Here is a 15,296-nt window from a genome sequence, read left to right on the forward strand (position 1 = left end):
GCCCGTAGAGTGACGCCCACGCGGCGAACGGGGTCCCGCCCACGCGGGCGGAGGGACGCGCGGTACGGAACGGACCAGGGGGGCGGATGAGCACCGAAGCGCGGCGCGCCCCCGTCCCGCCCCGCCCGACGACCCCGCCGTACGAGCCCGCACCGACCCCCGCCGCGTGGCCGCCCCCCGAGGTGCCCGCCCGCCCCCGCCGGACCGTGGCCGCCGGCGTCTGCGGCGTCCTCGGGCTCGGGCTGATCGCCGGGGCCGCCGCCGGCAGCCGGCTCACCGCCGGCTCCGACGACGACCCCGCCGCCCGCAGCGCGTACACCGTCGGCCGGGAAGCCTGGCACAGCATCCCCGTGGACACCCTCTTCCCCCGCACCCTGAAGGGCGACGGCACCGGGCCCGGTGGCGCCGACCGGGTCTGGACCAGGCTCGCCGTCGCCCCCGACGGCGGCTGCGCCGACGCGCTCGACCCGCTCCTCGCCAAGACGCTGCGTACGGTCGGCTGCGCCCACGTCCTGCGCGCCACGTACACCGACGCGACCGCCAGCAGCGTCACCACCGTCGGGCTGGCCTTCACCGAGGCCGACACCGACGCGATGCGGGCCCTCGGCGCCCGGTTCGCCGGCCGGCACCTCGACCGCCGCACCGACCTGATGCCCCGCACCTACCCCGTGAAGGACAGCCCGGCCGCCTCCTTCGGCGCCCGGCAGCGCGCCAGCTGGTCCGTCCACGTACTGACCGAGATCCCCGTCGTCGCCTTCGCCGTGACCGGGTTCGCCGACGGACGCGTGAGCACCCCGCCCCAGCCCGCCGACCGGGCCATGGCCGACGGCGCCACGACCCCCGCCGCGCAGGCCGGACTCGGCCACGAGGCCAAGGGCCTGTCCGACGGCGTCGAACGCGCCCTGCGCACCCACGTGGCCGACCTCACGGAGCAGCCGGAATGAAACACGCCCTGGGCGTCCTCTGCGCGGCCACCGCTCTCGTCCTGCTCCCCGCGGCCCCCGCCGGGGCCGACACCATCCGGGCCCAGCAGTGGGGCCTGGCCGCCATGCACACCGACCGGGCCTGGGAGAGCACGCGCGGCAAGGGCGTCACCGTCGCCGTGGTCGACACCGGGGTCGACGGCAGCCTGCCCGACCTCGCGGGCCAGGTCCTGCCCGGCAAGGACCTCATCGGCTTCGGCGCCGGGCGCGGCGACAAGGCATGGGCCAGACACGGCACCGCCATGGCCGGGATCATCGCGGGCCGGGGCCACGGCAGCGGGCGCGCCGACGGCGTCCTCGGCATCGCGCCCGAGGCCAGGATCCTGCCGGTCCGCGTCATCCTCGAAGCGAGCGACCCGGACCGCGCCGAGGCCCGCAGGACCCGGGGCACCGCGCTGGCCGACGGCATCCGCTGGGCCGCCGACCACGGCGCCGACGTCATCAACCTCTCCCTCGGCGACGACAGCGAGTCCGCCCACCCCGAGCCCGGCGAGGACGCCGCCGTCCAGTACGCGCTGAAGAAGGGCGCCGTCGTCGTCGCCTCGGCCGGCAACGGCGGCGAGAAGGGCGACCACATCTCGTACCCCGCCGCCTACCCCGGGGTCATCGCGGCCGCCGCCGTGGACCGGTACGGCACCCACGCCTCGTTCTCCACCCGCCGCTGGTACGCCACCGTGAGCGCCCCCGGCGACGACATCGTCGTACCGGCGCCCGACCACAAGTACTACGTGGAGTGGGGCACGTCCGCCGCCGCCGCGTTCGTCTCCGGCGCGGTGGCCCTCGTGAAGTCCGCGCACCCCGGGCTCACACCCGCGCAGATCAGGAAGCTGCTCACGGACACCGCGCGCGACGCCCCCGCCGATGGCCGCGACGACGCACGCGGCTACGGGATCGTCGACCCGGCGGCGGCCATCGAGGCGGGCGGCGGCCTGCGCTCCGCCGACGCGCGCGGCGACTCCGCCCCGGCGGGCTACCGCGAGCGGTACTTCGGCGCCGGACCCACGCCCGAGCCCGAGGACGGCGGACCGGCCGGATGGCTCGCCCCGGCGGCCGGGGGCCTCGGCGTGCTCCTGCTGGTGGCGGGCGTGCTGCTGTGGCGCGGCCGCCCCCCGTTCACCCGGAACCGCTGACCGGGCGCCGCCGGCCAGGCACTACGCTCGCCCTGTGGCGCAGAAGAACATCCCGGACCCCGGTTTCTCCGACGACGACGGCACCGCCGACCCCACCCTGGCCTCGGCACTCGCCGGCTGGGCCGAGGACCGCCGCGCCGTCGCGCCGGTCCTCGAAGCGCTGAAGAGCGCCCGGCTCCTCGTCCCTGTCGTGGCCGTCCTGGGCGAGGTGGAGGAGGACGAGAGGGGGCTGCGGCGCGAGAAGACGAGCGACATGGCGGTGCCCACCCTCCAGGCCGGCGACCGCCGCGCCCTGCCCGCCTTCACCTCCACCGCGTCACTGGCCCGGTGGGACCCGCAGGCCCGCCCCGTCGCCGTACCCCTGCACCAGGCGCTCCAGGCCGCCGCGCACGAGAAGGCCGACACGGTGGTGCTGGACCTCGCGGGGCCGGTGGCCTTCGAGCTGACCGGGGCCGCCCTGCGCGCTCTCGCCGAGGGCCGTACCAGCGCGGACCCGCTGGACGACCCCGCGGTCACCGCCGCCGTCCGCGCCGCGGTCGCCGCCGAGCCCGCCGTGCTCCGCGCCCACCTCGGCCCCGGCAGCGCCGACGGCACCCTCGCCCTGGTCCTCGCCCCCGACGCCGACCCGGCCCAGGCGGCGGGCCGGGTGGCCCGCGCGCTGGCGGCCGACGAGGTGCTGCGCGCCCGGCTGGTCCGGGGCCTGGACCTCGCGCTGCTCCCGGCCGGGGCGAACACACCGGGTGAGCCGCTGTTCACGCGCTGATCACCCGCACGGCTCAGCGCGCGCGAAGCCGTACACAGCCGGAGAATTGCGAAGAAAAGGAACGATCTTCGCGAGGTGGTTGTATGCGGACGCGGACAGCCGTGTCGGAGTTCCTCGGCACCCTGCTGCTGGTCTTCTTCGGTGTCGGCTCGGCGGTGCTGGGCACCCAGTTCATCGGGGTCGTGGGCATCGCGCTCTCGTTCGGCTTCGTGCTTCTCGCACTCGCCTACGCCCTCGGCCCGGTCTCCGGCTGCCACATCAACCCGGCGGTCACCCTCGGCATGCTGACCGCGCGGCGGATCGACGTGCGCACGGCCGTGACGTACTGGATCGCGCAGTTCCTCGGCGGCATCGCCGGCGCGGCGCTGCTCTTCCTGCTGGCCAAGCAGATTCCGGGGCTGAAGACCAGCGGGCACTTCGGCAGCAACGGCTACGGTGACCGCTCCGACGTGCACATCAACATCGGCGGCGCCTTCCTCGCCGAGGTGGTGCTCACCTTCCTGCTGGTCTTCGTGGTCCTGGCGGTGACCCACAAGGTGGCGGTCGTCGGCTTCGACGGACTGCCGATCGGCATCTCCCTCGCCGTGATCCACCTGGTCGGCATCCCGCTCACCGGCACCTCGGTCAACCCGGCCCGGAGCCTCGGCCCGGCCCTGTTCGCGGGCGGCGCGGCCCTCTCCCAGCTGTGGCTGTTCATCGTGGCCCCGCTGGCCGGCGGCCTGCTCGCGGCACTCGTCCACCGGCTGACGCACCCCTCCATGCGCGGCGGGGAGACCGCGGCGGAGATCTGACCCCCGTCCCCGAAGCGAAGAGCCCCCCGCCGGTGGACCGGCAGGGGGCTCGCGTACGCAGGAGGGGAGGAGCTCAGCCGAAGACCGGGCCGGTGTACTTCTCGCCCGGGCCCTTGCCCGGCTCGTCCGGGACGACCGACGCCTCGCGGAACGCCAGCTGGAGGGACTTCAGGCCGTCGCGCAGCGGGGCGGCGTGGAAGGAGCTGATCTCGGTGGTGCTGGCGTCCAGCAGGCCGGCCAGCGCGTGGACCAGCTTGCGGGCCTCGTCCAGGTCCTTGTGCGCGTCGCCGTCCTCGGTCAGGCCGAGCTTCACGGCGGCGGCGCTCATCAGGTTGACGGCGACCGTCACGATCACCTCGACGGCGGGCACCTCCGCGATGTCGCGGGCCATCTCGTCGAAGCCGGGGGAATCACTGCTGGGGGTCGCGTCACTCATGCGCCTTACGATAGGCCCCCGGCGACGGCCCTTCGCCTGCGGGAGCCGGTGAGACGGCCGGTTGGTGCCCGCTCGGCCAAGCTGCTAACCTTGTGTAACGACCGGCCGGACAGCTATGTGCCCGGCCCACAAGTGGAGGCTCCGTTCTCCCACCTGACCGCCCTCAGGGCGGCGGGTCACCGGTCAGGTGGTCCCCATCGTTCCGTACGGACGATGGAACCGCCCGATGCGCCCCGCGGTTCACCGCGGCGGTGTTCCGGTTTTCCAGGAGCCCCGCCTGTGTCCCGTCCGGGGCATTTTTTGTTGCTCCGATGCGGTTGGTCTGTCTGAAACAGACGTTACGCGGCTGTCCGCCAGGCGGTCGCGTGGTGCTACCGAGGAGGATCCATCAGCGCCGAGCCCCGCATCAACGACCGGATTCGCGTGCCCGAGGTGCGACTTGTCGGTCCCAGTGGCGAGCAGGTCGGGATCGTGCCGCTTGCCAAGGCCCTGGAACTCGCACAGGAGTACGACCTCGACCTGGTCGAGGTGGCGGCTACCGCCCGTCCGCCCGTGTGCAAGCTCATGGACTACGGGAAGTTCAAGTACGAGTCGGCCATGAAGGCCCGTGAGGCGCGCAAGAACCAGGCGCACACGGTCATCAAGGAGATGAAGCTCCGGCCGAAGATCGACCCGCACGACTATGACACCAAGAAGGGTCACGTCGTTCGGTTCCTCAAGCAGGGCGACAAGGTCAAGATCACGATCATGTTCCGTGGTCGTGAGCAGTCCCGCCCCGAGCTGGGCTTCCGACTGCTCCAGCGTCTCGCTTCGGACGTGGAGGAACTCGGCTTCATCGAGTCCAACCCGAAGCAGGACGGCCGGAACATGATCATGGTTCTGGGCCCGCACAAGAAGAAGACCGAAGCCATGGCCGAGGCCCGCGAGGCCCAGGCCGCCCGCAAGGCGGAGCGCCAGGGGAACAACACCCCCGACGCCGCGCCCGAGGAGACGGCCCCCGAGGCTCCGGCCGAGGCGGCGCCCGAGGCCGAGGCCGAGACACCTTCCGAGGCGTGACCGCGGGGGGTGCCACCCAGGCACCCCCGGGTCCCCCCGGAACCCCCATCAAGATCTGACGCCCCTGAGGTTCGGTGCCCGCACCGAGAGGGGCGCCACTGACGAGGAGAGAACGGCGCGATGCCGAAGAACAAGACGCACAGCGGTGCCAGCAAGCGCTTCAAGATCACCGGCTCCGGCAAGGTGCTGCGCGAGAAGGCCGGCAAGCGCCACCTGCTCGAGCACAAGTCGTCCAAGAAGACGCGTTCGCTGACCGGCACGGTCGTTGTGGCTCCGGCCGACGCCAAGAAGGTCAAGAAGCTTCTCGGCAAGTGAGGCCGTCGTCCCCGGTGAGCCCGGGGACGCGCCCTCGATCCGACCGGGACCCAATCGTTTCCGGGCCGTGTGAGTACAACCACGGCCCCGCTACAAGGAGTTAACAAGTGGCACGCGTCAAGCGGGCAGTCAACGCCCACAAGAAGCGCCGGGCAATTCTCGAGGCCGCCAGCGGTTACCGCGGTCAGCGCTCGCGCCTGTACCGCAAGGCCAAGGAGCAGGTCACCCACTCCCTGGTCTACAACTACAACGACCGCAAGAAGCGCAAGGGCGACTTCCGTCAGCTCTGGATCCAGCGCATCAACGCGGCTGCCCGCCAGAACGGCATGACGTACAACCGCCTCATCCAGGGTCTGAAGGCCGCCAACATCGAGGTGGACCGCAAGATCCTGGCCGAGCTCGCGGTCAACGACGCCAACGCGTTCGCCGCCCTCGTCGAGGTCGCCCAGAAGGCCCTCCCGAGCGACGTCAACGCCCCGAAGGCCGCCTGACCCAGGCCGTACTTCTTGGTTGTGAGCCGGACCCGCAGGCGCTCGCCGTCTGCGGGTCCGGTGCGTTGCACCACCTGTCACGACCCGCACCTTCGTACGCAGAGAGGCTCGCCGCCGACCATGGGCATCCCTGAACTGATCTCCCCGCGTTCGCCGCGGGTCGCCGCCGCCCGGCGGCTGGCCAGGCGCACCTTCCGCGGCAAGGAGCGCAGGTTCATCGCCGAGGGGCCGCAGGCCGTGCGCGAGGCCGCCGAGCACCGGGGCGACGACGGCGAACCGACCCTGGTCGAGCTCTTCGCCACCGTCGAGGCCGCCGACCGCTACGCCGCCATCATCGACGCCGCCCACGCGGCCGGCGCCCGCGTCCACCTCGCCGGCGCCGACGTCCTGGCCGACGTCTCCCAGACCGTCACCCCGCAGGGCCTCATCGGGGTCTGCCGCTTCCTCGACTCGCCCTTCGACGCGATCCTCGCGGCCCGGCCCCGGCTGGTCGCCGTCCTGGCCCACGTCCGCGACCCCGGCAACGCCGGCACGGTGCTGCGCTGCGCCGACGCGGCGGGCGCCGACGCGGTCGTCCTGACCGACGCCTCCGTCGACCTGTACAACCCCAAGTCGGTGCGCGCCTCGGTCGGTTCGCTCTTCCACCTGCCGGTCGCCGTGGGCGTCCCCGTCGAACAGGCCGTACGCGGGCTGCGCGGGGCGGGCGTCCGCATCCTGGCCGCCGACGGCGCGGGCGCGGACGACCTGGACGACGAGCTGGACGCCGGCACGATGGGCGGGCCCACCGCCTGGGTCTTCGGCAACGAGGCGTGGGGCCTGCCGGAGGAGACCCGTGCCCTGGCCGACGCCGTGGTGCGGGTGCCGATCCACGGCAAGGCGGAGAGCCTGAACCTCGCCACCGCCGCCGCCGTCTGCCTGTACGCCTCCGCGCGCGCCCAGCGCCCCCGCCGCACCACCGGCTGACCCCGCCGGGCGCCCCCGCTTCGACGGAGAGCCGCCACAGGGTGTCGCTCCGTCACCGACGGCTAGTAGGGTGACGCACTCGTGGACCCGGCCATGACCGGCAAGGCGCCCCCCGGGCCCACCGCACCGGTCGAGAGTGGGGTACGGAATGGCTGTCGGCATGAGCGGACCGCGTGCGGCACGGACGGGCGTCGCGGACACAGCGGGCGGCCTCGGGCTGGACCCGGACGACCTGCCCGACGGGCTCGTCGTCGCGGACGGGACCGGCCGGATCGTCTGCTTCAACGCCGCCGCCGCCCGCATCACCGCCGTGCCGGAGACCGCCGCCCTCGGCCGCCCGGTCGAGCAGGTGCTGCCGCTGGAGGACCTCAAGGGCCGCCGCTGGTGGGAGCTGACCGACCCCTACGGCGGCCTCGCCACCCGGACCGGCCAGCCCGAGCGCAACCTCCTGCTGCCCGGCGGGCGCGAGGTCCTGGTCTCCGCCCGCTACGTGCGCGAGACCCCCACCGGACCGGTCCGCCGCCTGGTCGTCAGCCTGCGCGGCACGGAGGCCCGCCGCCGCACCGAGCGCAGCAACGCCGAGCTCATCGCGACCGTCGCCCACGAACTGCGCTCGCCGCTGACCTCGGTCAAGGGCTTCACGGCGACGCTCCTGGCCAAGTGGGAGCGGTTCACCGACGACCAGAAGCGCCTGATGCTGGAGACGGTGTACGCGGACGCCAACCGGGTCACCCGCCTCATCACCGAGCTCCTGGACATCTCCCGGATCGACTCCGGCCGCCTGGAGCTGCGCCGCCAGCCCGTCGACCTGTCCGCCGCCGTCGAGCGCCACGTCCAGGCGCACACCGCGGCCGGCCAGGACCCCGGCCGCTTCCTCGTCCGCACCCTGCAGCCGCTGCCCGCGGTGTGGGCCGACCCGGACAAGGTCGACCAGGTGCTCGGCAACCTGCTGGAAAACGCGGTGCGGCACGGCGAGGGAACTGTCACCATCGACGTGGCACCCGCACCGGCGAAGAGCGACGAGAGGGGAGCGGCCGTCACCGTGAGCGACGAAGGTCCCGGCATCCCCGAGGAGTCGATGAGCCGCGTCTTCACCCGCTTCTGGCGGGGCAGCAAGCGCGGCGGCACGGGGCTGGGCCTCTACATCGTCAAGGGCATCGTCGAGGCCCACGGCGGCACCATCACGGTCGGCCGCGGCCCCCGAGGCGGCGCGGAGTTCCGATTTATGCTGCCCGTGAGCACGCCGGCCTATCTCAGTTGAGGCCCGAGCGGCCCACGGGCGCCCCACCCGCCCCGCGACCCTTAGACTCGACCCTTGGCACCTTTGCGTCCTCCGGTCTTCGAGCGAGGTCACGGGGGTCCGGGAGTATCCCCCGGTAAGCGCAGCACTCAGCCAATCGGAAGTACGGGAAGAGATGTCGGCACCGAACAAGTCGTACGACCCAGTCGAGGTCGAGGCACTGAAACCGGAAGAGATCGAGCGCATCCGGGACGAGGCGCTCGCCGCCTTCGCCGCCGCGGGTGACCTCGACGCGCTCGCCCAGGCGAAGACCGCGCACACCGGTGGCACCTCGCCCCTGTCGCTCGCCAACCGCGAGATCGGCGCACTGCCCCCGCAGGCCAAGGCCGAGGCCGGCAAGCGCGTCGGCCAGGCCCGCGCCGCCGTGGGCCGCGCCCTCGCGGCCCGCCAGGTGGAGCTGGAGGCCGAGCGAGACGCCCGCGTGCTGGTCGAGGAGGCAGTGGACGTCACCCTGCCCTACGACCGCACCCCGGCCGGCGCCCGCCACCCGCTGACGACCTTCATGGAGCGCGTCGCCGACGTCTTCGTGGCGATGGGCTACGAGATCGCCGAGGGCCCCGAGGCCGAGGCCGAGTGGTTCAACTTCGACGCCCTCAACTTCGTGCCCGACCACCCGGCCCGGCAGATGCAGGACACCTTCTTCGTCCAGGGCGCCGACGGCGCGAAGAACGACGAGTCCGGTGTCGTGCTGCGTACACACACCTCCCCGGTCCAGGCCCGCACCCTGCTCGACCGCGAGCCCCCGGTCTACGTCGTCTGCCCCGGCCGCGTCTACCGCACCGACGAGCTCGACGCCACGCACACGCCGGTCTTCCACCAGATCGAGCTGCTCGCCGTGGACGAGGGCCTGACCATGGCCGACCTGAAGGGCACCCTCGACCACATGGTCCAGGCGCTCTTCGGCCCGGACATGAAGACCCGGCTGCGGCCGAACTTCTTCCCGTTCACCGAGCCGTCCGCCGAGATGGACATGGTCTGCTACGTCTGCCGCGGCGCCTCCGTCGGCAACCCGGACCGCCCCTGCCGCACCTGCGGCAGCGAGGGCTGGATCGAGCTCGGCGGCTGCGGCATGGTCAACCCCAAGGTGCTCACCGCCTGTGGCGTCGACCCCCAGAAGTACAGCGGATTCGCCTTCGGGTTCGGCATCGAACGGATGCTGATGTTCCGCCACAACGTCGAAGACATGCGAGACATGGTCGAAGGTGACGTCCGGTTCACCCGGCCCTTCGGGATGGAGATCTGATGCGCGTCCCGCTTTCCTGGCTGCGGGAGTACGTCGACCTGCCGGCCACCGAGACCGGCCGCGACGTGCAGGCCAAGCTGGTCGCCGTCGGCCTGGAGGTCGAGACGGTCGAGCAGACCGGCGCCGGCCTCACCGGCCCGCTGGTGGTCGGACAGGTGCTGACCATCGAGGAGCTGGAGGGCTTCAAGAAGCCGATCCGCTTCTGCACGGTCGACGTCGGCACGGCCAACGGCACCGGCGAGCCGCAGGAGATCGTCTGCGGCGCCCGTAACTTCGCCGTCGGCGACAAGGTCGTCGTGGTCCTGCCCGGCGCCGTTCTCCCCGGCGACTTCGCGATCGCCGCCCGCAAGACGTACGGCAAGACCTCGCACGGCATGATCTGCTCCGCCGACGAGCTCGGCATGGGCGACGACGGCACCCACGGCATCATCGTGCTCCCGCCGGAGTACGAGGTGGGCACCGACGCGATCGAGCTCCTGGAGCTCCGCGACGAGGTCCTGGACATCGCCGTCACGCCCGACCGCGGCTACTGCTTGTCCCTGCGCGGCGTCGCCCGCGAGGCCGCCATCGCCTACGGCCTGCCGCTGCGCGACCCGGCGCTCCTGGACGTGCCCGCGCCCAACGCGTACGGCTACCCGGTCAAGGTCTCCGACCCGGTCGGCTGCTCCCGCTTCACCGCGCGCACCGTCACCGGACTCCAGCCCGAGGCCCGCACCCCGATCTGGATGCAGCGCCGGCTGCAGAAGGCGGGCATGCGGCCGATCTCGCTCGCCGTCGACGTCACCAACTACGTGATGCTCGAACTGGGCCAGCCGCTGCACGCCTACGACCGGACCCGCATCGAAGGACCGATCGGGGTCCGCCGTGCCGAGCAGGGCGAGAAGCTCACCACGCTCGACGGCGCGGTCCGCGTTCTGGACTCCGGCGACCTCGTCATCACCGACAACCGCGGCCCCATCGGCCTCGCGGGCGTCATGGGCGGCGCCGACACGGAGATCGCCGACGCCGCCGAGGGCGCGCACACCGCCGAGGTCGTCATCGAGGCCGCGCACTTCGACGCGATCTCGATCGCCCGCACCGCGCGCCGCCACAAGCTGCCCTCCGAGGCGTCCAAGCGCTTCGAGCGCGGCGTCGACCCGCAGGCCGCCGCCGCTGCCGCGCAGCGCACCGTCGACCTGCTGGTCCTCCTCGCCGGCGGCACCGCCGAGGCGGGCGTCACCGAGGTCACCGCCCCGTCCGCGCCCCGCACCATCACGATGCCGGCCGACCACCCCGACAAGGTCGCCGGTGTCGCGTACGGCCGCGAGACCGTCGTCCGCCGCCTCCAGGAGGTCGGCTGCGACGTCTACGGGCAGGACGAGCTCCTGGTCACCACGCCGTCCTGGCGTCCCGACCTCACCGAGCCGAACGACCTGGCCGAAGAGGTCATCCGCCTGGAGGGCTACGAGAACCTGCCCTCCACGCTCCCGACGCCGCCCTCCGGCCGCGGCCTCACCGACCGCCAGCGGCTGCACCGCCGCGTCGGCCGGGCCCTCGCGGGCGCGGGCTACGTCGAGGCGCTGAACTACCCGTTCATCGGCGAGGCGGTCCTCGACCAGCTCGGACTGGAGGCGGACGACGCCCGCCGCCGCACCGTCAAGCTCGTCAACCCGCTCTCCGACGAGGAGCCCTCGCTGCGCACCACGCTGCTGCCGGGCCTCCTCGGCGCGCTGCGGCGCAACGACGGCCGCGGCAGCCACGACCTGGCGCTCTTCGAGACCGGCCTCGTCTTCCTTCCCCAAGCTCTCAGCTCCGTTCGAGCAGGGGAGACCCCACTGACCGGCCAGGAGACCAAGCCCGTCCGGCTGCCCGTCGACCGGCGCCCCTCGGAGCAGGACATCGCCTCGCTCGACGCCGCGCTCCCGCGTCAGCCGCGCCGCGCCGCCGTCGTCCTCGCGGGCGCCCGCGAGCAGGCCGGCTGGTGGGGCAAGGGCCGCCCGGCCGACTGGGCGGACTCGGTCGAGGCCGCGCGTACCATCGCCCGCGAGGCCGGGGTCGAGGTCATCGTCCGCGCCGACCGGCACGCCCCCTGGCACCCGGGCCGCTGCGCCGCGCTGTATGTGACCGCGGCCGGCGAGGAGACCCTGCTCGGACACGCCGGTGAGCTGCACCCGCGCGTCGTCAAGGAGCTCCACCTGCCCGAGCGCACCTGCGCCATGGAGGTCGACCTCGACATCCTGGAGCAGGCCGTCGACGGCGTCCTGCGGGCCCCCCGGATCTCCGCCTTCCCGGTGGCGACCCAGGACGTCGCGCTGGTCGTCGGCCAGGACGTGCCGGCCGCCGACGTGGAGCACGCGCTCCGCGAGGGCGCGGGCGAACTCCTGGAGTCGCTGCGGCTGTTCGACGTCTTCACGGGCGAGCAGATCGGCGAGGGAAGCAAGTCCCTGGCGTACGCGCTGCGCTTCCGCGCCGCCGACCGCACCCTGACGGTCGACGAGGCGAGCGCCGCGCGTGACGCGGCGGTGGCCCTGGCCGCCGCACGTACCGGCGCGGTGCTGCGCGGAGCGTAGGACCACCCCGCTGTACGAAGGAGGGGCGCATCCGGCCACCGGATGCGCCCCTCCTCTGTGCTCGCCGTCCGACCCCGCCGTGGAGTGTCGGGCAGGCCGGCGGGGTGGACTGCGCGGATGCGGGCCGCCCTGCTGTACGAGGGGGAGCAGACGGCCCGTTCGCGCCCTGCGAGGGGAATCATTCAAGCGAGCCTCCGGCCGCTGCGGCAGCGTGCGCGGCGGGACGGTTCGGGCATTCCGTTCACACCCCGTGTGAATCGTGCTCCACTGGGGCGACACGTCCTGGCGTGTCGAACCACCGGAGGGGGACATGGGGCCAAGGGAGCCCAACACCGCGCTGGAGGCCCTGATCGAGGAGGCCGGCGTCTCCCGGGCGGGACTGGCCGCCCATGTGAACCGGGCCGGCCGTGCGCGCGGTCTCGGACTGCGTTACGAACACACCGCCGTCGCCCGCTGGCTGAAGGGCCAGCGCCCGCGCGGCCAGGTGCCCGACCTGATCTGCGAGGTGCTGGGAAACCGCCTGCGCCGGGCCGTTTCGCTGGACGACATCGGCATGGCGGTCCCCGACGGAGGCCACGCGCCCGTCCAGGGCTCCTCACTCACCGGCTTCGTGGAACGTGCCACCGCGGTGTGGCGCTGCGACGCCCAGCAGCGCCCGCACGTCGTCGCCGCCCCGGCCGTCACCGGGACCGGTGCCGTGATGCCCGTCTGGGAGTGGGAGAACCCGCCGGAGGACGCCGATGTGTCGCGGGCCGGGCCGGCCGGCGTCGGTGCGGCCGACCTGGCAACACTGCGCGCCGCCCGTGACCACTACGAACTGATGTACCGAAGGGCGGGCGGGATGGCGACGCGGGCACGTGTCGTCGGCTTCCTCAACGCCGGGGCCGCCCCGCTGCTGCGCGGCGGCTACAGCGATGTGACGGGCCGTCAGCTGCACCGGGCGACGGGCGCGTTGGTGGCCGTCGCGGGCATCTGCGCCTACGACTCCGACGCGCACGGCCTCGCCCAGCGCTACTTCCACCAGGCGCTGAGGCTGGCCAAGGCGAGCGGGGACCGGGCGCTCGGCGGCTACGTGATCGCGCTGCTGGTCAACCAGTCGCTGTTCCTCGCCGAGTTCCGCCAGTCCGTCGCCTTCGCCGAGGCCGCCCTGCGCGCGGCCGGGCGCGAGATCACGCCCGCGCTCGCCGCCGACCTGCACGCGATGCAGGCCAAGGCGTACGCGAGGCTCGGCGACCGGGCGAGCGCGCTGGCCTGCATCGGCCGCGCCGAGTCCGAGGCCGCCCGCATCCGTCCGGGCCGGGAGCCGGACGAGACGGGCTATGTGCAGCCGGGTCTTGTCGATGTGCAGGTGGCGGAGGCGCTGCTGAGCCTCGGGGACCTTCCGGCGGCCCGGGAGCACGCGGTGGCCGCGGTCCGGACGCCCGCCCACGACCGGGGCCGGGTCCACCGCCTCGCCATGCTCACCACGGTCGAGCTGCGCCGGGGCGAGGCGGACCGGGCCGCGGCCACGGCGGTCGAGATGGCGGAGCGGGCCCGGGGCATGGAGTCGCAGCGGCTGCGCGACCGGCTGCGGGCGGTCCGGGCGGACCTGGCCGCCAGTGGGAGCGCCGACGCGGAACGGGCCGCCGAACGCGTGGAGGGGGCGCTGCGCGTACCACTGTGAGCCGAAGTCTGCTGCGATACCGCCACCAACGATCGAAAGGTGGCAGAACCGTGCAGTGGACGAACCTGAACGAACAACCCGTCTACGAGAACCCGTGGTTCCGGGTCAACCTGGCCGATGTCGAGCTCCCCGACGGCGGCCGGCTCGACCACTTCGTGATCCGGCTGCGCCCGGTGGCGGCGGCCACCGTCGTCAACGCGGCGAACGAGGTGCTGCTGCTGTGGCGGCACCGCTTCATCACCGACAGCTGGGGCTGGGAGCTGGCGGCGGGCGTGGTGGAGGACGGGGAGTCCCTGCCGGAGGCGGCCGCCCGCGAAATGGAGGAGGAGACCGGCTGGCGCCCCGGCCCGCTCCACCCGCTGCTGACCGTGGAACCGTCCAACGGCCTCACCGACGCCCGGCACCACTTCTACTGGTCCGAGGAAGCGCACTGGACGGGCGAGCCGCACGACGCCTTCGAGTCCTCGCGCCGCGAGTGGATCCCCCTGAAGCTGATCCCCGACCTGACAGCCGCCGGCGAGATCCCGGCAGCGGGCATGGCGGCGGCCCTGCTGATGCTGCACCACTTACGACAGGGCTGAGCCCTGTCCCGTACGTGCGAGGGCTCCCCGGCCCCCGCACGTACGGGCCGGAGGCGTCACCCGTACGGGTAGAACCCCGACCCCGACTTCCGGCCGAGCCGCCCCGCGTCGACCATGCGCTGGAGCAGCGGGGGAGCGGCGTACAGGGGCTCCTTGTACTCGGCGTACATGGAGTCTGCGACCGAGGCGACCGTGTCCAGGCCGATGAGGTCCGCGAGCTTGAGCGGGCCCATCGGGTGGGCGCAGCCCATCTCCATGCCGTTGTCGATGTCCTCGCGACTGGCGATGCCCGACTCGAACATCCGGATCGCCGAGAGGAGGTACGGGATCAGCAGCGCGTTGACGACGAAGCCGGAACGGTCCTGGGCGCGGATCGGGTGCTTGCCCAGTATGTCCTGGACCACGGCCTCCGAGCGCTTGATCGTCTCGTCCGACGTGGTCAGCGCGGGGATCAGCTCCACGAGCTTCTGCACGGGCGCCGGGTTGAAGAAGTGGATGCCGATGACCTGGTCCGGGCGGGAGGTCGCGACGGCCAGCTTCACCAGCGGGATCGAGGAGGTGTTGGAGGCCAGGATCGCGTCCGGGCGGGTCACCACCTGGTCGAGCACCTGGAAGATCTCGGTCTTGACCTGCTCGTTCTCCACGACGGCCTCGATGACGAGGTCGCGGTCGGCGAACTCGCCGAGGTCCGTGGTGAAGCTCAGCCGGCCCAGGGTCTCGTCGCGCTCCTCCGCCGTGATCTTGCCGCGCTCGGCGGCCTTCGACAGGGAGTTGTGGAGCCGGGTCCGGCCGATCTCCAGCGCCTCGCCGGTCGTCTCGGCCACCTTGACGTCGAGGCCGCTGCGCGCGCACACCTCCGCGATGCCCGCGCCCATCTGGCCGCAGCCCACCACTCCGACGCGTGCAATGTCGGCCATAGAGTCCGTCACCTCGTGCCTTTCGCTGTTCCCGTTCGGCGGCTTCCGTCTGGTTCCGGGCTCCACCACGACTCCCCGACGTTACTCCGCGCCTTACCAGGGATAGCAGGCCGGG

15 protein-coding genes are annotated in these 15,296 nt (G+C 73.1%); 13 read left to right on the top strand and 2 right to left on the bottom strand.

What is annotated here, in order from left to right:
* The first annotated feature begins 206 nt into the window (after positions 1-206).
* From OG867_RS27040 to OG867_RS27055, 4 genes are all read left to right on the top strand, one after another.
* Positions 207-944, top strand: coding sequence for a hypothetical protein (locus OG867_RS27040; protein ID WP_406291189.1), 738 nt, complete (start codon positions 207-209; stop codon positions 942-944).
* Positions 941-2,113, top strand: coding sequence for a type VII secretion-associated serine protease mycosin (gene mycP, locus OG867_RS27045; protein WP_406289206.1), 1,173 nt, complete (start codon positions 941-943; stop codon positions 2,111-2,113). Before OG867_RS27040 ends, mycP begins: the two co-directional genes overlap by 4 nt.
* Positions 2,114-2,147: 34 nt before the next feature.
* Positions 2,148-2,876 carry an SseB family protein gene (locus OG867_RS27050; protein ID WP_406289209.1) on the top strand — a complete coding sequence of 243 codons (729 nt, stop codon included), beginning with the start codon at positions 2,148-2,150 and terminating at the stop codon, positions 2,874-2,876.
* Positions 2,877-2,959: 83 nt separating this feature from the next.
* Positions 2,960-3,667, top strand: coding sequence for an MIP family channel protein (locus OG867_RS27055; protein ID WP_406289211.1), 708 nt, complete (start codon positions 2,960-2,962; stop codon positions 3,665-3,667).
* A 73-nt stretch (positions 3,668-3,740) separates the two neighbouring features.
* On the opposite strand, the gene OG867_RS27060 is transcribed toward OG867_RS27055, so the two are convergent.
* Positions 3,741-4,103: a DUF1844 domain-containing protein gene (locus OG867_RS27060; protein WP_406289213.1), complete on the bottom strand. Its 363-nt coding sequence runs from the start codon at positions 4,101-4,103 to the stop codon at positions 3,741-3,743.
* Positions 4,104-4,490: 387 nt separating this feature from the next.
* Between OG867_RS27060 and infC the strand changes: the two genes are divergently transcribed.
* From infC to OG867_RS27105, 9 genes are all read left to right on the top strand, one after another.
* Entirely contained in the window at positions 4,491-5,159 is a 669-nt protein-coding gene (gene infC / locus OG867_RS27065) for a translation initiation factor IF-3 (protein WP_328904266.1), read from the top strand.
* A gap of 120 nt (positions 5,160-5,279) precedes the next feature.
* Positions 5,280-5,474, top strand: coding sequence for a 50S ribosomal protein L35 (gene rpmI / locus OG867_RS27070; RefSeq protein WP_099176763.1), 195 nt, complete (start codon positions 5,280-5,282; stop codon positions 5,472-5,474).
* Between the two features lie 107 nt (positions 5,475-5,581).
* Entirely contained in the window at positions 5,582-5,965 is a 384-nt protein-coding gene (rplT, locus tag OG867_RS27075; RefSeq protein WP_003970214.1) for a 50S ribosomal protein L20, read from the top strand.
* Positions 5,966-6,085: 120 nt separating this feature from the next.
* Positions 6,086-6,928 (top strand): RNA methyltransferase, encoded by an 843-nt coding sequence (locus OG867_RS27080; RefSeq protein ID WP_328899328.1) that lies wholly within the window; start codon positions 6,086-6,088, stop codon positions 6,926-6,928.
* 148 nt (positions 6,929-7,076) lie between these two features.
* Positions 7,077-8,189: a PAS domain-containing sensor histidine kinase gene (locus OG867_RS27085; RefSeq protein WP_328899327.1), complete on the top strand. Its 1,113-nt coding sequence runs from the start codon at positions 7,077-7,079 to the stop codon at positions 8,187-8,189.
* Positions 8,190-8,343: 154 nt separating this feature from the next.
* On the top strand, positions 8,344-9,471 hold the full coding sequence (pheS, locus tag OG867_RS27090; RefSeq protein WP_328899326.1) for a phenylalanine--tRNA ligase subunit alpha: 1,128 nt from the start codon (positions 8,344-8,346) through the stop codon (positions 9,469-9,471).
* Positions 9,471-12,020 carry a phenylalanine--tRNA ligase subunit beta gene (gene pheT, locus OG867_RS27095; RefSeq protein ID WP_406289218.1) on the top strand — a complete coding sequence of 850 codons (2,550 nt, stop codon included), beginning with the start codon at positions 9,471-9,473 and terminating at the stop codon, positions 12,018-12,020. The genes pheS and pheT overlap by 1 nt, the downstream gene beginning before the upstream one ends.
* Positions 12,021-12,330: 310 nt before the next feature.
* Positions 12,331-13,683, top strand: coding sequence for a transcriptional regulator (locus OG867_RS27100; RefSeq protein WP_406289220.1), 1,353 nt, complete (start codon positions 12,331-12,333; stop codon positions 13,681-13,683).
* Between the two features lie 50 nt (positions 13,684-13,733).
* On the top strand, positions 13,734-14,264 hold the full coding sequence (locus OG867_RS27105; RefSeq protein ID WP_406289223.1) for an NUDIX domain-containing protein: 531 nt from the start codon (positions 13,734-13,736) through the stop codon (positions 14,262-14,264).
* 56 nt (positions 14,265-14,320) lie between these two features.
* Here OG867_RS27105 and OG867_RS27110 read toward each other — a convergent pair whose 3' ends face one another.
* Entirely contained in the window at positions 14,321-15,181 is an 861-nt protein-coding gene (locus OG867_RS27110; RefSeq protein WP_328899322.1) for a 3-hydroxybutyryl-CoA dehydrogenase, read from the bottom strand.
* Positions 15,182-15,296: the final 115 nt, after the last annotated feature.

The organism is Streptomyces sp. NBC_00209, assembly GCF_045206345.1.
Taxonomy (GTDB): domain Bacteria; phylum Actinomycetota; class Actinomycetes; order Streptomycetales; family Streptomycetaceae; genus Streptomyces.